Raw genomic sequence first — 15,591 nt, forward strand, 5'->3', positions numbered from 1 at the left:
GATGAAAGATGTGGCGAGTACAAATCAATGCGGATCAACCACTTCAGGGAAATTCAGGAACGGTAACGGTTGAATTAGGAATTCTTCCGCTTCCTGGAGACACGTTAATGGTGGGCGATAACAATGCCCAGTGGCGCGTGGTGGAGCGGACAATTATCGTTCACGATGCAACCCACCCGAAAAAGGAGTACGTGGATGCGGTTCTTCAGGTCACGCGGATTTAGGAAAACTATTCCCGGAGGTTTTCAATTTCAGGAACGTCAAAGTGTTTGCGCTTAAGGTTAGCCACAATTTTGTTAAGCTTTGTGGGGGTTACGTCAGCTGGCAGGGTGAACATTGTCCGCCGGGGTTCCCCATCCGTCCGGATATCAAGCGTCATGCAGCTGGCAATGGCGGTGTACTTCGTGATAATTTTGGCGATGCTAACAAGATCCCCCCGTTCGTCTGGTGAGGTGACCGTCAAAACGTAGCTCCCAATATCGACGTTCCACGATTGTGAGAGCATTTTAAGGAGCCGGTTATGGGTCAAAATCCCATAAAACCGGTTGTTTTCGTCTAAAACGGTAATGTACGGCAGGTCCCGGATGGCGAAGAAGACCGTGAAGAACTGGGAGTTTAGCGTGACAAACTTGGTTGCGTTTTTCAGCAGGTGGGTCACGGGCAGCTGCATGTCACCACCACGGGATTTATGCCGGTAGATGTGCATCTTATAGATGTTTCCGCGGTAGATGTTACCCGTCGCGTCAAGGATTGGGACGCACCGGAACCCGGATGTTTCTAAAACGGTGAGTGCTTCTTCTAGGGTAGCGTCCTCACGTACAGTTGTAAGTTCAGCTTTGGGCTTAATGAGGTCCTTCATTAGCATGATCTATCCCTCCCGGTACCTTAACTCCCGTCTACCATACCATAAAATCTTCCCCATGAAACGGGGAATTTAAAAAGCGCCCCGCAAGTCCGGTAATTGCCGGATAAGCAGGGCGCTATTTGTTTCTTAGTTAAAAGGGATTAGTCGGGAATGCCGGCTTCCTTAAGCGCGTCATCCAGAACCCCGCGAAGGACCGTTGCGGAATGTTGGAGCTGGGCGCGCTCTTCGGTGCTGAGGTCCATTTCAATAATTTCCTTCAGCCCGTCACCACCAACAACGCTCGGAACCCCCGTGAAGACGTTATGAATGCCATACTGGCCGTCCAGGTAAGCAGACGTAATAATTACGCTCTGTTCATCGTTCAGGATGGCCTTGCACAGCCGGGCTGTGGCCGCCCCGATGCCGTAGAAGGTGGCCCCCTTCTTAGCAATAATTGTGCCACCCTTGTGCTTAACGTCTTCTTCGATTTCATGCAGGCGGTTGGTTGAAACGCCCTTTGCTGAAGCATATGTTAACAACGGCGTGCCCCCAACGGTTGCGGCGGAGTAAGCGGCTACCTGGGAATCGCCGTGTTCACCGAGGACGTACGCGTGAACTGACCGGGCGTCCGCAATTCCTAATTCCTTTGCAAGGGCCACCCGAATCCGGGAACTGTCGAGGGCGGTGCCGGCGCCAATGACCCGGTCCTTCGGGAATCCGGACAGCTTCCACGTTGCGTACGTAAGAACGTCAACGGGGTTGGCAACAACGACGAAAATACCGTTGAACCCGGATTGGACAACGGGATCAACAATTGATTTTAAAATTGTGAGGTTTTTCCCAACTAGCTGTAACCGGGTTTCACCGGGTTTCCGCGGAACGCCGGCTGTGATAACCACCAAATCAGCGTCCTTACAATCGGCATAGTCAGCAGCGTAGATGTTTTTAGGGGCGCTAATGGCCGTGGCGTCTTCCAGGTCAATGGCGTCACCGTAACTGTGATCCTTCTTGATGTCGATGATTCCGAGTTCGGCCCCGATTCCTTCGAGGGTGAGGGCGTAAGCAATCGTGGAGCCGACCGCGCCGTCCCCAACGAGCATAATTTTTGAATGGTGCTTGTTCATAGTGCGTCCTTCCTTCTGTTAAGTAAGTATTTGTGACTGTTATCACTAATCACAATGTACCATGCTTTAATTTCTGGGACAAGCAAAAAGAAAGCGATTTCGAAATTGATCAATGATTCATGGTCTTGTGCGCCGTTGTATAATAAACATACATAATAGTGAAGCGCCCGCGGCACCCCTGTGTCTGGGCTTTTTGTGTAACGGTAAAAATGGAGGGGTTACGGATGAAAATGATTGTCGGCCTGGGGAATATCGGCCAGGAGTACGCGGGAACACGGCATAACGTCGGTTTCATGGTGATTGATGAATTGGCGGCGCAAAATAACGTCACAATTAACCACGTGCAGGGCGACGCGTTGACGGCCACCGCCCACATTGATGGTGAACGGGTGCTGCTGGTAAAGCCGACGACGTACATGAACGAATCGGGCCGCGCCGTCCGCCAGTTGATGGACTACTACAAGGTAAGCCGGGATGAATTGATGATTATTCAGGACGACATGGATATGGAACTCGGCCGGTTGCGTTTCCGGGCGAAGGGTTCAGCTGGTGGGCATAACGGCATTAAAAGCGTCATTGCCCACGTTGGCGGGCAGGATTTTAAACGCTTAAAATTAGGAATTGGGCATCCCACAAAGATGACCGTGGTTAACTGGGTGCTCTCCCAGTTTAGTGCGCCCGAACGGATTACGTTTGACGAAACGGTTACGAAAGCCGTCAAAGGATTGCAGGAATGGGTTTTAACGGATGATTTTAATCAGGTAATGAACCGGTATAACGGATAGGGGGCTGAACTTTGAAGGTCACAACGCTGTTAGAACAGAATAAGGATGTCCGGCACTGGGTGGCAAACCTTAATAAGGGCCGCCGCCACATGATGACCGGCCTGACGGGGTCCGCCAAAACACTTCTTCTAGCAGCGGTTTTTCGGCAAGTACAGCAGCCCATGGTGGTTGTGTGTGACCAGCTTTTCCGGGCCCAACAGCTTGTTGATGACCTGCAAAACGTCGTGGCGCCTGATTCCGTGCTGCTCTTTCCGTTTGAAGAGGTCCTGGCGGCTGAGATGGCAACCAGTTCGCCGGAGTTCCGGGCGCAGCGTATTCAGGCGTTAAACGCACTGATGACCGGCGAACCGCGGATCATTGTGACCGCGGTCGCTGGGGTGCGGCACTTTCTCCCGGCGCCAGCAACCTGGCAGGCGGCCCACATCACCATTACCGTTGGCGCCGACCTTGACCTCGAAGCAACGGTTGCGCAGTTAACCAGAATGGGCTACCAGCGGGAGCAAATGGTTGGCCGGCCGGGGGACTTTGCGGTGCGGGGTTCCATTCTGGATATCTATCCGTTAAATTTACCCCATCCAGTGCGGGTGGACCTGTTTGATACTGAAGTGGACTCCCTCCGGACGTTTGACGAGGCAAACCAGCGGAGTATCGCTAATACCACGACGGTGACCATTTCACCAGCGACAACGTTACTGGCTGCTGATGAGGTGATGGACCAGGTGGCCGCAAAATTGCAAAAACAGCAGCAAGAAACGGGAGATGAGGCGGTTGCCCAGCAGGTCGCCCAGTTACTTCCGGGGTTGCAGGCGCATGCCCTGATTCCGGCACATTTAGTTCTTGGACCCCGGCTTTTTCCCGCTCACAACACGTTAGTGGATTATCTGCCCGATGACGGGCTGGTTGTGTTTGATGATTATGCCCGGATTACTGATTACGAGCAGGAACTCGTCGCTGATGAGGAGGAGTGGGTTGAAAGCCACCCGCTACTCGCTCAGGGTGAGCAGTTCGGCAAGGCAATCCGGGATATTGAACAAACTAACGGGCACCGGGAACTCTTTGTTACTGGCCTAGACAGGAGCGTTGGCCACTTACGGTTTAGCCAGTTGGCAAATGCCCAAACCCGACCGGTTCAACGGTTTTACGGGCAGATGCCGGCGTTAAAGGCCGAACTAGACCGGTGGCGTCATGAGCACCAAACCGTAATCCTGCTTGTTCCTGAGCGGGACCGGCGGGATAAGGTGATGGCAACCCTTGCTGATTTCGAAGTCGCCGCCCTTGAAACCACGCCGGATAACCTCCAACCAGGCAAGGTTCAGGTGGTCGCAGGGGGATTAGTAACGGGGTTTGAAATGTTTTCTGCGGGGGTGGTCGTGCTCACGGCTAGTGAGCTGTTTGCGAAGGTCACCCATCACCGCGCAAAACGGACAACGATGGCTAACACGGAGCGGCTAAAGTCGTATACCGACCTGAAAAAGGGCGATTACGTCGTCCACGTAAATCACGGAATTGGGCGGTACATGGGCATGAAGACGATGACCGTTGACGGGAAACATCAGGATTACATGACGATCATGTACCGGGGCGATGACCAACTCTTCATTCCCGTTACCCAGCTTGACCGGATTCAGAAATACGTGGCGGCCGATGCGAAGCCCCCGCACGTGAATAAACTCGGGGGAACCGAGTGGCAGAAGACGAAAAAACGGGTTGCGGCGAAGATTGAGGATATCGCTGATGATCTGATTGACCTGTACGCTGAACGGGCGGCCAAGCGGGGCTTCGCCTTTTCCCCGGATGATGCCGACCAGCGCGAGTTTGACGATGCCTTTCCGTACGCTGAAACGGCTGACCAGCTCCGGAGTATCAAGGAAGTCAAGCATGATATGGAACGGGAACGGCCGATGGACCGGCTGTTGATTGGGGACGTTGGCTACGGAAAAACCGAGGTAGCGCTCCGGGCAGCGTACAAGGCAGTGTTGGACGGCAAGCAGGTTGCGTTTCTCGTGCCGACCACCGTTTTGGCCCAGCAACACTACGAAACGATGAAGCAGCGGTTTAAGAACTTTGCCGTTACGGTTGGCGTGCTGTCCCGGTTTACAACTGCCAAGGAAGCTCAGCAACTACTAGCTGACCTGCAAGCCGGGAAACTCGACATTATCGTGGGAACCCACCGGCTTTTGTCAAAGGACGTACACTTCCACGACCTGGGGTTACTGATTATTGACGAGGAGCAGCGCTTTGGCGTCAAGCATAAGGAACGGCTTAAGCAACTCAAGGCAACCGTGGATGTTTTAACGTTAACGGCAACCCCGATTCCGCGGACGCTTAACATGGCGATGCTTGGGGTCCGGGATTTATCCGTGATTGAGACTGCGCCGCTGAACCGGTACCCGATTCAGACGTACGTGTTGGAACAAAACTACGACGTCATTGTGGCGGGGATTCGGCGGGAGTTGGCTCGGGGCGGCCAGGTCTTTTACCTGCATAACCGGGTCCATGACATTGACCGGGTAGTCACGGAGCTCGAAGCGTTGGTTCCTGAAGCGCGGATTGCCGCAATTCATGGTCAGATGCCTGAACCTCAGTTCGAACGAATACTGATGGACTTTTTAGCGGGGGAATACGATGTTTTGGTGACAACCACCATCATTGAAACCGGCATTGATATGCCCAACGTAAATACGTTATTCGTTGAGGACGCTGACCGGATGGGGTTAGCCCAGCTTTACCAGCTCCGGGGCCGGGTTGGCCGGTCAAGCCGGATTGCGTACGCGTACTTTATGTATCAACCTAACAAGGCACTGTCAGAGGTGAGCGAAAAGCGGCTTGAAGCCATCCGGGACTTTACCGAACTGGGTGCGGGCTTTAAGATTGCGATGCGCGACCTTTCAATTCGGGGCGCTGGCAACCTATTGGGTCGGGAACAGCACGGGTTCATTGATTCGGTTGGATACGACCTTTACACCCAAATGTTAAACGAGGCGGTGGCCCGGAAGCAGGGACACCAGCCCAAGCGCCGGACCAATCCGGAAATTAACCTTGCAATCGAGGCGTACATTCCGGCAGACTATATTAGTGACCAACGGCAAAAAATTGAGATGTATAAGCGGATCCGGCAGCTGACGGGGATTGATGAGTACCGCGAGATTCAGGACGATTTGATTGACCGTTTTGGTGAATATCCGGATGCGGTTGCTAACTTGCTGGAGGTTGGCGTACTCCGCATGAACGCAGCGGCAGCCCTCGTTACGGTCATCAATCAAACTGACAAGCAGATTACGGTGACCTTTGATCCAGCGGTTGATCACCTGCTGACGGCTAAGCAGTTATTGCAGGCGGTGGCGCAAACCCATCTACACGCGGTTCTGGACGAACACGACGGACATTTAGGGGTGCGGTTTGTCATCCAGCCCCGGATGAAGATGGCCCAGGTACTTACTGAGCTGCAGTCGTTTGCGCAGGCGGTCGCCCAGGTGGTGACGGCCCGGCAGACTGCGGAGCGGGATGAAGACGATAAGAAGTAAAACGACTAACTAAACAAGGAGTGGTTAAAAATGCGGTTGGATAAATATTTAAAGGTTGCCCGGATTATTAAGCGGCGGGCGGTTGCAAAGGAAATTGCTGATCAGGGACGGATTACGATTAACCAGAAACAGGCGAAGTCATCAAGCAACGTGGCGGTTGGCGATGAACTCGTGATTAACTTCGGAAATAAAACGTTAACCGTTGAGGTAACGGGAATTAAGGATACGACAAAGAAGAGTGATGCGGCTAATTTGTACCGTGTTGTAGCGGAGGACTACAAGGAAGACTTCGGCTCGTTTTAAGGGAGATAGTTGGCGGGAGTAGTTAGACAACCATAGGACTTCTTGGTATAATTTCCCACTAGAAGTAGCCGGAATTACGGGGGTGAAAACGAGTGGCAAAGCGCTCAAAAATTAAGGTGCTCAATAACGCTTATTTTCAGCAAAAAAAACAAGAGAGTGCGGCAAATGAACGGCAGTCCCGCGGAACGCGGTTCCGGATGGGACTGTTAGCGGTTATTGTCGTAATCGTCACGTTTTTTTGCGGGATCCGGATTGTTCAGGCGGAGGTTGAGACCCACCAGGTGAACAAGCAAACGGCGGTGGCCGAACGCAAGCTTCAGCGGGCAAAGGCCCGGAATGCCAGCCTTAGCCAACAGGTCCAGCAGCTCAGTAATAACGACTATGTACAAAAGGTAATTCGCCAACGGTATAACTACACTAAGAAGGGCGAGACGGTTTATAACCTCCCGCAGACGAATGTATCGGACAATAATTAGGTAATGGTGCGGGGTTTCCCGTGGAGGACGGAATGTTTAGGAGGAGTAAAGCTTTTTATGGCGATTGAAGTTGGACAAAAGGTAACGGGTAAGGTTACGGGGATTACTAACTTTGGAGCATTTGTTGATCTTGGTGATAACCAGACCGGCTTGGTACACATTAGCGAGGTTTCGGATAAATACGTTAAGGATATTCATGACGTGTTAACGGTCGGCGATGAGGTGACCGTTAAGGTCCTGAGCGTTGGCGATGACGGAAAGATTGGTTTATCCATCCGGAAGGCGGTTGACCGGCCGCAACGGGAGCATCACGAACATGGTCGCGGTGGTCAACCGCGGGGGGGATCATTTCATGGCCGGAAGCGGTCCGGCGGTAACAAGGATTTTGATTCAATGATGGCTAACTTTTTGAAGGAAAGCGAATCCCGGTTAGCGACGATTAAGCATAATACCGAGGGAAAGCGCGGTGGTCGTGGCGGCCGCCGGAGTTAGGATGAACGTAAACATGATGAAGGGCTTGAGGATCACAGGTGGTCGGCAGCCCTTATTTTTTAACAATTTGTGCGGAGGTGGATGAGATGGCAGATCAACTTGAGTTACGGTTCCGGCAGGCGATGAGTGCTTTTCACCTTGCCCAGCAGCCCGTTCTTGTTGCTGTCTCGGCTGGAAGTGATTCGATGGTCCTCATCACCCTCCTCCAACGATTGCCGCAGGAAGAGCGGCCCCAGCTTGCCGTGGCATACGTTGATCATCAGCTACGAGCAGCCAGTCAGGCCGAAACGGCGTACGTAGAGGCGTATTGCCAGCAGCACCACCTGCCCCTCTACCAGACGCAGTGGGCCTTCACCCAGCACCCGAAAAAGGGGATTGAAGCGGCGGCCCGGGATTTTCGGTACGCTTTTTTTAAACGGGTAATGGAGGCAAATAAAATTCCAACCCTGATAACGGCCCACCACGCTGATGACCAGGCTGAAACCGTCGTCCAGAAGCTGATTCGGGGCGGACGGGTAAATCGCCTGCAGGGAATTCAACCATGTCGGCCGTTCGGCGGAAGACTTCAGGTGATTCGCCCGCTCTTGGGAATGCGCAAGGAGGAGCTGCTGGCATATGCGCTCCGGCATCACGTCCGCTTTTTTGACGATGAGACAAACGGGGAAGACGCCGTGCAACGCAACCGGATCCGCCACCACGTTATTCCTCAGCTGGAACGGGAAAATCCAGCAGCGGTAACCCACATTAACGCGGCTGCTAGTGGGGTCCGGCAGCTCCTCGCTGCAGTGCAATGGGCGGTTGACCGGGAGTGGAATCAGGTTGTTTCGCCGGATCGGGGCGTCAACTGCCAGCGTCTGCAACGGTTGCCAGCCGCGATTCAGGATGGGGTGCTTGACCGGTTTGCGCCGGCAATGACCGGCCGGCAACGGGCTCAGGTGAAACAACTTGCAGCTAATCCGCAGCGGCCTGACGGAATGGTAGCCTGTGGTTCGTTTTGGCTTGTTAAACGCCAGGGGTGGCTGGTTAAAGCAAACCACTATCCGTTCCCAGTAACGGCGCCGTTTTCGCTGCGGCTGACTCCGGGTAACTGGGTGATGCTTCCTACTGGCGGTATGGTGGGATTGTTTGCGCGGTCGGCATGTTCGGTTGCAGGCCCAGCCCTTCCGGTAGCTAACGAACCATTAACTGTCCGTTCCCGGCAGCCGGGTGACCGGCTTATCACCCGGGCTGGGCACCAGCGGGTTAAACGGGTGTTGCAGGCCGCCCGTATTCCGAAAGGCCAGCGGACTAACTGGCCGGTAGTCGTTACGACAAGCGGAGAAGTAATTGCCGTTTTAGGCGTTAAGTACAGTGATTTGTCACTCACCGGTGGAGATGCTAGAATAGGGCAATACATAGTAGTTTATCGGTCAGCGACGGGAAGGAGAACGAACGGTGGATAACGATATTTTGAAGGTCCTATACAGTCGGGAAGACATCCAGCAAGCATGCCAGAAGATGGGTGAACAGATTACGGCGGACTTTGCGGGAAAGAATCCCCTGGTTATCTGTGTTTTGAAGGGTGCCGTAATGTTTATGACGGACATTGTCCGGGAGATTAAAACTTACCTGGAGCTCGATTTTATGGACGTTTCAAGTTACGGTGACGGGACCGAATCAACGGGGGACGTTCGCATCCTGAAGGACCTGGACGTTTCCGTGAGTGGCCGGAACGTGCTGATTGTTGAGGACATCATTGACACGGGCCGGACCCTTGATAAACTCGTGGGGTTACTGACGCACCGTAACGCTGCTTCCGTCAAGGTATGCACCTTATTCGATAAGCACGACCGGCGGGAAAAGGCAATCACCCCAGACTATGTTGGGTTTAACGTACCCAACGAATTTATTGTTGGGTACGGGCTAGACTATGCTGGAAAGTACCGGAACCTCCCGTACGTTGGTGTTTTAAAGCCAGAGGTCTATTCTGATTAATGGGTTAGTCAATAATAGTCAAATGTGGTAAGATTTACCGTGATAGTCATTAATGAATAGTGATAAATTTTTGAAAATTGAGGAAGTGAACGCATGAATAACAAGCGTAATGGGTTATTCCGCAACGTGCTGTTCTACCTCGTGATAATTCTTGGTGTAATTGGAATGGGCTACTACTTCTTTGGTGGCAAGACGGGTTCGTCTAGTCAGCAAATTCAGTCCAGCCAGTTCATTACGGCGTTGAAGGAAAACAACGTTAAGAGTTATACGATGCAGCCGTCGGGATCAACTTATAAGGTAACGGGGACGTACCGTCACCCGAAGAAGACCCATAGTTCCAATAACGGCCTTTTGGGGACGGGAAGCAGCACGAATAAGGTGACAAGTTTTACGGCCACCGTGCTTGCCAACGACCCGACTGCCCGCGAGATTCAGCGGTATGCTAACAAGTACCACGTAAAAAATAATGCAAAGGCGGATTCATCAAATAGTATTTGGATGCAGCTGCTGATTTACGTGGCACCGGTAATTTTCTTCCTGTTCTTCTTCTACATGATGATGGGACAGGCTGGCCAGGGTGGTCAGGGCGGCCGGATGATGAGTTTTGGCAAGTCCAAGGCCAAACCGATTGACAAGAAGAAAAACAAGGTGCGGTTCTCCGATGTAGCGGGGGAAGAAGAGGAAAAGCAGGAACTGGTTGAGGTTGTTGAGTTCCTCCGTAATCCGCGGAAGTTTAAGGCACTTGGCGCGAAGATTCCGTCCGGGGTTTTACTTGAGGGCCCGCCAGGAACCGGGAAAACGTTGCTCGCAAAGGCGGTTGCCGGCGAAGCGGGTGTTCCGTTCTACTCAATTTCTGGTTCGGACTTCGTTGAAATGTTTGTCGGGGTCGGTGCATCCCGGGTCCGGGACCTCTTCGAAACCGCCAAGAAGAACGCACCGGCGATTATCTTCATCGATGAAATTGATGCGGTTGGTCGTCGCCGGGGCAACGGCATGGGCGGTGGCCACGACGAACGGGAACAGACGTTAAACCAGTTGCTGGTTGAAATGGACGGGTTTGAAGGTGACGAAAACGTCATCGTGATGGCCGCTACCAACCGGTCTGACGTGTTGGATCCGGCGTTACTGCGGCCCGGACGGTTTGACCGGAAGATTTTGGTTGGCCGGCCGGACGTTAAGGGCCGGGAAGCCATCTTGAAAGTTCATGCCCGGAACAAACCGTTTGCGGATGACGTTGACCTGAAGATGATTGCTAAGCAAACGCCAGGGTTTGTGGGGGCTGACCTCGAAAACCTGTTAAACGAAGCGGCCTTACTGGCTGCCCGGCGGAACAAGAAGCAAATTGATTCGTCCGACCTTGACGAAGCGGAGGACCGGGTAATTGCCGGGCCAGCAAAGCGTGACCGGGTAATCAGTAAGCACGAACGCGAAACCGTGGCCTTCCACGAAGCGGGGCACACCATCGTTGGGTTGGTTCTAAACGATGCACGGGTCGTTCATAAGGTAACGATTGTGCCGCGGGGGCGCGCCGGTGGATACGCCATTATGTTGCCGAAGGAAGATCAAATGTTGATGTCAAAGAAAAACCTCAAGGAGCAGATTGCCGGGTTGATGGGTGGTCGTGCTGCTGAGCAAATCATCTTTGACAGTCAGTCTTCCGGGGCGGCAAACGACTTCCAACAGGCAACGCAGTTAGCCCGGGCAATGGTGACTGAGTACGGAATGAGTGAAAAGCTTGGCCCGGTTCAGTACGAAGGTGATGCCAGCATGAATCCTGGTGAGATGGCCGGGCAGCACAGTTATTCTGGCCAAACTGCCAACACAATTGATGCTGAGGTTAAGCGGTTGTCTGACGAAGGAATGGCAACGGCCACGAAGATTATCCAGGAGCACCGTGAGCAGCACCGGGTAATCGCCGAAGCCCTGTTAAAGTATGAGACGCTGGATGAAAAGCAAATCCTTAGCCTGTACAAGACCGGGAAGATGCCGGCACAGGATGAGGACGAATTCCCGAGTGAGAAGGCGGCGACCTTTGAGGAATCAAAGCGGGCCCTCGAACAGAAGGAAGCGGAGCGTTACGACGGTAAAGACGCTGACGATGCCAATAAAACGGTAACGTTCTATCCGCATAACCACCAGTCAGATAAATAAGCACAAAGCGGGATGGTCGCAGCAAACGGCCGGCCCGCTTTTGTCGTCCATGTAAACATGATAAAATCACTACTGGAAATTACGGTTGAAAGGAGTGCATAAAATGAGTGATTACTTAGTAAAGGCCCTGGCGTTTGATGGCCAAATTCGGGCATATGCAGTGGATGCAAGTGCCACTGTGAGTCAGGCCCAGCAGTTGCATGATACCTGGAGTGCGGCGTCGGCTGCCCTTGGCCGGAGCATTGTCGCAACGTTGATGTTGAGTGCCGCATCCCTGACGGATGATGAGCGGATGACGGTTAAGGTCAACGGCGATGGTCCGGTTGGCGGGATTGTTGTCGACGGGAACGCTCACGGAACGGTGAAGGGTTACGTGCAGCACCCACACGTTCACCTTCCGCTTAACGACCAGCACAAGATTGACGTTAAGGGGGCCGTCGGGACGAAGGGGTTCCTGGCGGTAACAAAGGACCTGGGATTGAAGGAGCCGTTTACCGGGGAAGTTCCGTTGGTGTCAGGTGAGTTAGGGGAAGACTTTACGTACTATCTGGCCAAATCCGAACAAATTCCATCAGCGGTGGGGTTATCGGTATTTGTGAACGATGATAATACGATTGCAACGGCCGGCGGATTCATGCTTCAGGTGATGCCCGGAGCGGATGATGACGTAATCGCTAAGGTGGAAAAGCAGATTAATGCAATGGCGCCAATTTCAGAGCAAATGCGGGCGCATAAAACACCAGAAGAGATTCTCGCAAGCATTTGCGGTCAGGATAACCTTAAAATTCTTGAAAAGATGCCGGTTAAGTACGCGTGTGATTGTTCAAAGGAGCGGTTTGCAACGGCGCTTGCGAGTGTCGCTCCGGCTGACCTCCAACAGATGATTGATGAGGATCACGGGGCGGAAGCAGTGTGTCATTTCTGCGGGAAGACTTATCGGTTCAACGAACAAGAACTTCGGGAAATTTTGAAAAAGGCAACGCAGAAGGAGGATTAGCCGTGACAAAATGGAAGATTGGCAACGTTGAGATTCCGAATCAGGTCGTTGTTGCGCCGATGGCTGGGGTGACAAACGTGGCCTTCCGGACAATTTGTCGGGAATTCGGTGCTGGACTGGTCGAATGCGAAATGATTTCGGATAAGGGAATCCATTTTCGGAATAAGAAGACGCTCGGCATGCTCTTTGTTAACCCCAATGAGCACCCGGTCAGCATTCAGATTTTTGGCGGTGATGAGGATACCCTGGTTGAGGCGGCGCAGTTTGTTCAGGAAAATACCGGAACGGATATTATTGACATTAACATGGGATGCCCGGTGCCTAAAGTTACCAAGACCGAGGCGGGTTCAAAGTGGTTGCTCGATCCCGACAAGATTTACCACATGTTGAATGCCGTTGTGCACAGTGTAGATATTCCGGTGACGGTGAAGATGCGGACCGGGTGGGATGACGACCACATTTTGGCCGTTGAAAACGCCTTGGCAGCCGAAGAAGCGGGGGTTGCCGCTTTAGCAATGCACGGCCGGACCCGGAAGCAGATGTACACCGGTCACGCAAACTGGGAAATTTTAAAGGACGTAAACGATCACCTTACTAAGATTCCGTTTATTGGAAACGGGGACGTGCGGACGCCTGAACTTGCGAAGAAGATGCTCGATGAGGTCGGTTGTACTGCCGTGATGATCGGACGAGCAGCCCTCGGAAATCCGTGGGTTGTGCGCGAGGTTGCTCACTACCTGGAAACTGGTGAAAAGATTGCGCAGCCAACCCCGGCGGAGAAGATTAAGGTGGCTAAGGAGCACCTGCACCGGTTGATCAAAATTAAGGGTGAAGTGGTTGGCCCGAAGGAATTCCGGTCGCAAGCGGCATACTACTTAAAGGGGATTCCGCGTTCTGCCCGGACTAAGGCGGCGTTAAACGATGCTGACACCGAAGAAGAAATGATTGCGATTTTTGATAAGTTCCTTGCAGATTACGAGGAACGCCAGGCGCGCCGGGAGCAGCGTTAGTTTTATGGTATACTGACAGGGACTAAGGACGAAGAAGGGACGATTAAGGATGGCAAAGAAGCAGCAGCCAATGAACGATCAAATGCGGGTACGGCGGCAGAAAATGCAAGAGCTGCGTGACGAAGGAATCGATCCGTTTGGTCACCGGTTTGAGCGGAACGCGATGAACGCGGAGCTGCACGCAAAGTACGGCGAAATGAGTAAGGAAGAACTCAACGATTCAGGAATCACGGCGACGATTGCTGGGCGAATGGTTGCTAAACGGGGAAAGGGTAAGGTTGGCTTTGCCGACCTGCAGGACCGGACCGGGAAGATGCAGCTGTACGTGCGGAAGGACGTTGTTGGCGAGGACCAGTACCATATTTTCAAACGGGCAGACCTCGGGGACTTCCTGGGAATTACCGGTGAAGTGATTAAGACTGACATGGGTGAGTTGACCCTCCGTGTAACAAAACTCACGCACCTGTCAAAGGCGCTCCGGCCACTTCCGGATAAGTACCACGGATTACAAAATATTGAGCAGGTTTACCGCCAGCGGTACCTTGATTTGATTACCAACAAGGACAGTTACGACCGGTTCATTAACCGGAGTAAGATTATTCGGGCAGTGCGGAAATATTTGGATGATAACGGCTTTATTGAAGTGGAAACACCGGTATTAAACAACATGGCCGGTGGGGCGGCTGCCCGGCCGTTTATCACGCACCATAACGCGCTGGACATTGACCTTTACCTGCGGATTGCCCTGGAGTTACCGTTAAAACGGTTGATTGTTGGTGGTATGGAACGGGTCTATGAACTGGGCCGGGTTTTCCGGAATGAAGGAATTGATACCCGCCACAACCCAGAATTTACCACCCTGGAAACGTATGCGGCCTACTGGGACTTTAAGGATGTCATGGATGAAACTGAAGGCATCTTTAAGGCGGCCGCGAAGGTTGTTACTGATAACGGAATCGTGACGTATCAGGGGAAGGAAGTTAACCTTGATAAGCCGTTTAAACGCGTTCACATGGTTGACATGATCAAGGACGTGACGGGGGTTGATTTCTGGCAGGAAATGACGCTTGAGGAAGCCCGGAAAGTGGCCGATGAACACAACGTTCATTACGAAGACTACTGGCAAGTCGGGCACATTATCAACGAATTTTTTGAAACGTTCTGTGAGGATAAGATTGTTGACCCGACGTTTGTTTACGGTCATCCAGTTGAGGTTTCACCACTTGCTAAGAAGAACGCTAGTGATCCGCGGTTCACGGACCGGTTTGAATTGTTCATTTTGGGGGGCGAATACGCTAACGCCTTTACCGAGTTGAACGATCCAATTGATCAGCGGGAACGGTTTGAGGCCCAGGCCGCTGAACGGCAGGCCGGAAATGATGAGGCCGAGAGTATCGACGAAGATTTCCTTGAAGCGATGGAATACGGGATGCCGCCAACGGGTGGTCTAGGAATTGGAATCGACCGGTTGGTAATGCTGTTAACGGATGCGCCATCAATTCGGGATGTTCTGTTATTCCCAACCCGGCGGCCAGAATAATAATAGAAAAAGAAATGGGTTGAGAGGTTAGCGGAACAATCTGTGAGTTATTGCAGATGGTTTACGGATTGTAAATTATTCCCTGGTTTTGGTGTAAAGTTTAAACGGATAAGCAATAAGAAGCTGTGATTTTAAGCCGTTCCGAGTTTGCAGGAAAGAAAGGCGGGACGTTTTGTTCTAGATCATGGCTTCTTTTTGCATGAGAAACAGGGGAAGAATTTGGGAAAAAAGAGGGGATAAAATGTTGACGCTAATTTAGGATGATGGTATTATATAGTAGTTGTCGCGAGACAGCGGGATAGATCTTTGAAAACTGAACACAGTATCGACGAATTAAATGTGTAGGGCTCTTTTGAGCAACATAATTTAAC

At 52.4% G+C, this 15,591-nt stretch carries 14 protein-coding genes; 12 read left to right on the forward strand and 2 right to left on the reverse strand.

The features are described from left to right. Positions 1–8: 8 nt before the first annotated feature. The gene (locus tag QOR60_RS06305) at positions 9–224 is read left to right on the forward strand and encodes a hypothetical protein (RefSeq protein ID WP_283582525.1); all 216 of its coding nucleotides are present in this window, start codon (positions 9–11) and stop codon (positions 222–224) included. A 5-nt stretch (positions 225–229) separates the two neighbouring features. Here the strand turns inward: QOR60_RS06305 and cbpA are convergent, their stop codons facing one another. Then, positions 230–865 carry a cyclic di-AMP binding protein CbpA gene (cbpA, locus tag QOR60_RS06310; RefSeq protein ID WP_283582526.1) on the reverse strand — a complete coding sequence of 212 codons (636 nt, stop codon included), beginning with the start codon at positions 863–865 and terminating at the stop codon, positions 230–232. A 140-nt stretch (positions 866–1,005) separates the two neighbouring features. Continuing rightward, entirely contained in the window at positions 1,006–1,968 is a 963-nt protein-coding gene (locus QOR60_RS06315; protein WP_283582527.1) for an L-lactate dehydrogenase, read from the reverse strand. Between the two features lie 224 nt (positions 1,969–2,192). On the opposite strand from QOR60_RS06315, the gene pth reads away from it, so the two are divergent. The 11 genes from pth to lysS all read left to right on the forward strand — a co-directional run bounded on the left by pth (position 2,193) and on the right by lysS (position 15,220). Beyond that, positions 2,193–2,753, forward strand: coding sequence for an aminoacyl-tRNA hydrolase (gene pth, locus QOR60_RS06320; RefSeq protein ID WP_283582528.1), 561 nt, complete (start codon positions 2,193–2,195; stop codon positions 2,751–2,753). Positions 2,754–2,764: 11 nt separating this feature from the next. After that, positions 2,765–6,277 carry a transcription-repair coupling factor gene (gene mfd / locus QOR60_RS06325; protein ID WP_283582529.1) on the forward strand — a complete coding sequence of 1,171 codons (3,513 nt, stop codon included), beginning with the start codon at positions 2,765–2,767 and terminating at the stop codon, positions 6,275–6,277. A gap of 30 nt (positions 6,278–6,307) precedes the next feature. Beyond that, complete coding sequence (locus QOR60_RS06330) at positions 6,308–6,580, forward strand: RNA-binding S4 domain-containing protein (protein WP_283582530.1); 273 nt, start codon at positions 6,308–6,310, stop codon at positions 6,578–6,580. A 92-nt stretch (positions 6,581–6,672) separates the two neighbouring features. Next, positions 6,673–7,056 (forward strand): FtsB family cell division protein, encoded by a 384-nt coding sequence (locus tag QOR60_RS06335; protein WP_283582531.1) that lies wholly within the window; start codon positions 6,673–6,675, stop codon positions 7,054–7,056. Between the two features lie 57 nt (positions 7,057–7,113). Next, on the forward strand, positions 7,114–7,548 hold the full coding sequence (locus QOR60_RS06340) for a S1 domain-containing RNA-binding protein (protein WP_283582532.1): 435 nt from the start codon (positions 7,114–7,116) through the stop codon (positions 7,546–7,548). Positions 7,549–7,634: 86 nt separating this feature from the next. Continuing rightward, on the forward strand, positions 7,635–8,990 hold the full coding sequence (gene tilS / locus QOR60_RS06345; protein ID WP_283582533.1) for a tRNA lysidine(34) synthetase TilS: 1,356 nt from the start codon (positions 7,635–7,637) through the stop codon (positions 8,988–8,990). After that, positions 8,983–9,522 (forward strand): hypoxanthine phosphoribosyltransferase, encoded by a 540-nt coding sequence (gene hpt, locus QOR60_RS06350; protein ID WP_283582534.1) that lies wholly within the window; start codon positions 8,983–8,985, stop codon positions 9,520–9,522. The genes tilS and hpt overlap by 8 nt, the downstream gene beginning before the upstream one ends. A 93-nt stretch (positions 9,523–9,615) precedes the next feature. Continuing rightward, the gene (gene ftsH / locus QOR60_RS06355; RefSeq protein WP_283582535.1) at positions 9,616–11,673 is read left to right on the forward strand and encodes an ATP-dependent zinc metalloprotease FtsH; all 2,058 of its coding nucleotides are present in this window, start codon (positions 9,616–9,618) and stop codon (positions 11,671–11,673) included. A 103-nt stretch (positions 11,674–11,776) separates the two neighbouring features. Continuing rightward, complete coding sequence (gene hslO / locus QOR60_RS06360; RefSeq protein ID WP_283582536.1) at positions 11,777–12,670, forward strand: Hsp33 family molecular chaperone HslO; 894 nt, start codon at positions 11,777–11,779, stop codon at positions 12,668–12,670. Between the two features lie 2 nt (positions 12,671–12,672). Next, entirely contained in the window at positions 12,673–13,680 is a 1,008-nt protein-coding gene (dusB, locus tag QOR60_RS06365) for a tRNA dihydrouridine synthase DusB (RefSeq protein ID WP_283582537.1), read from the forward strand. A gap of 49 nt (positions 13,681–13,729) precedes the next feature. Further along, positions 13,730–15,220 carry a lysine--tRNA ligase gene (lysS, locus tag QOR60_RS06370; RefSeq protein WP_283582538.1) on the forward strand — a complete coding sequence of 497 codons (1,491 nt, stop codon included), beginning with the start codon at positions 13,730–13,732 and terminating at the stop codon, positions 15,218–15,220. Positions 15,221–15,591: the final 371 nt, after the last annotated feature.

Origin of the sequence: Ligilactobacillus hohenheimensis, from assembly GCF_947381805.1 — a bacterium.
Classification (GTDB): domain Bacteria; phylum Bacillota; class Bacilli; order Lactobacillales; family Lactobacillaceae; genus Ligilactobacillus; species Ligilactobacillus hohenheimensis.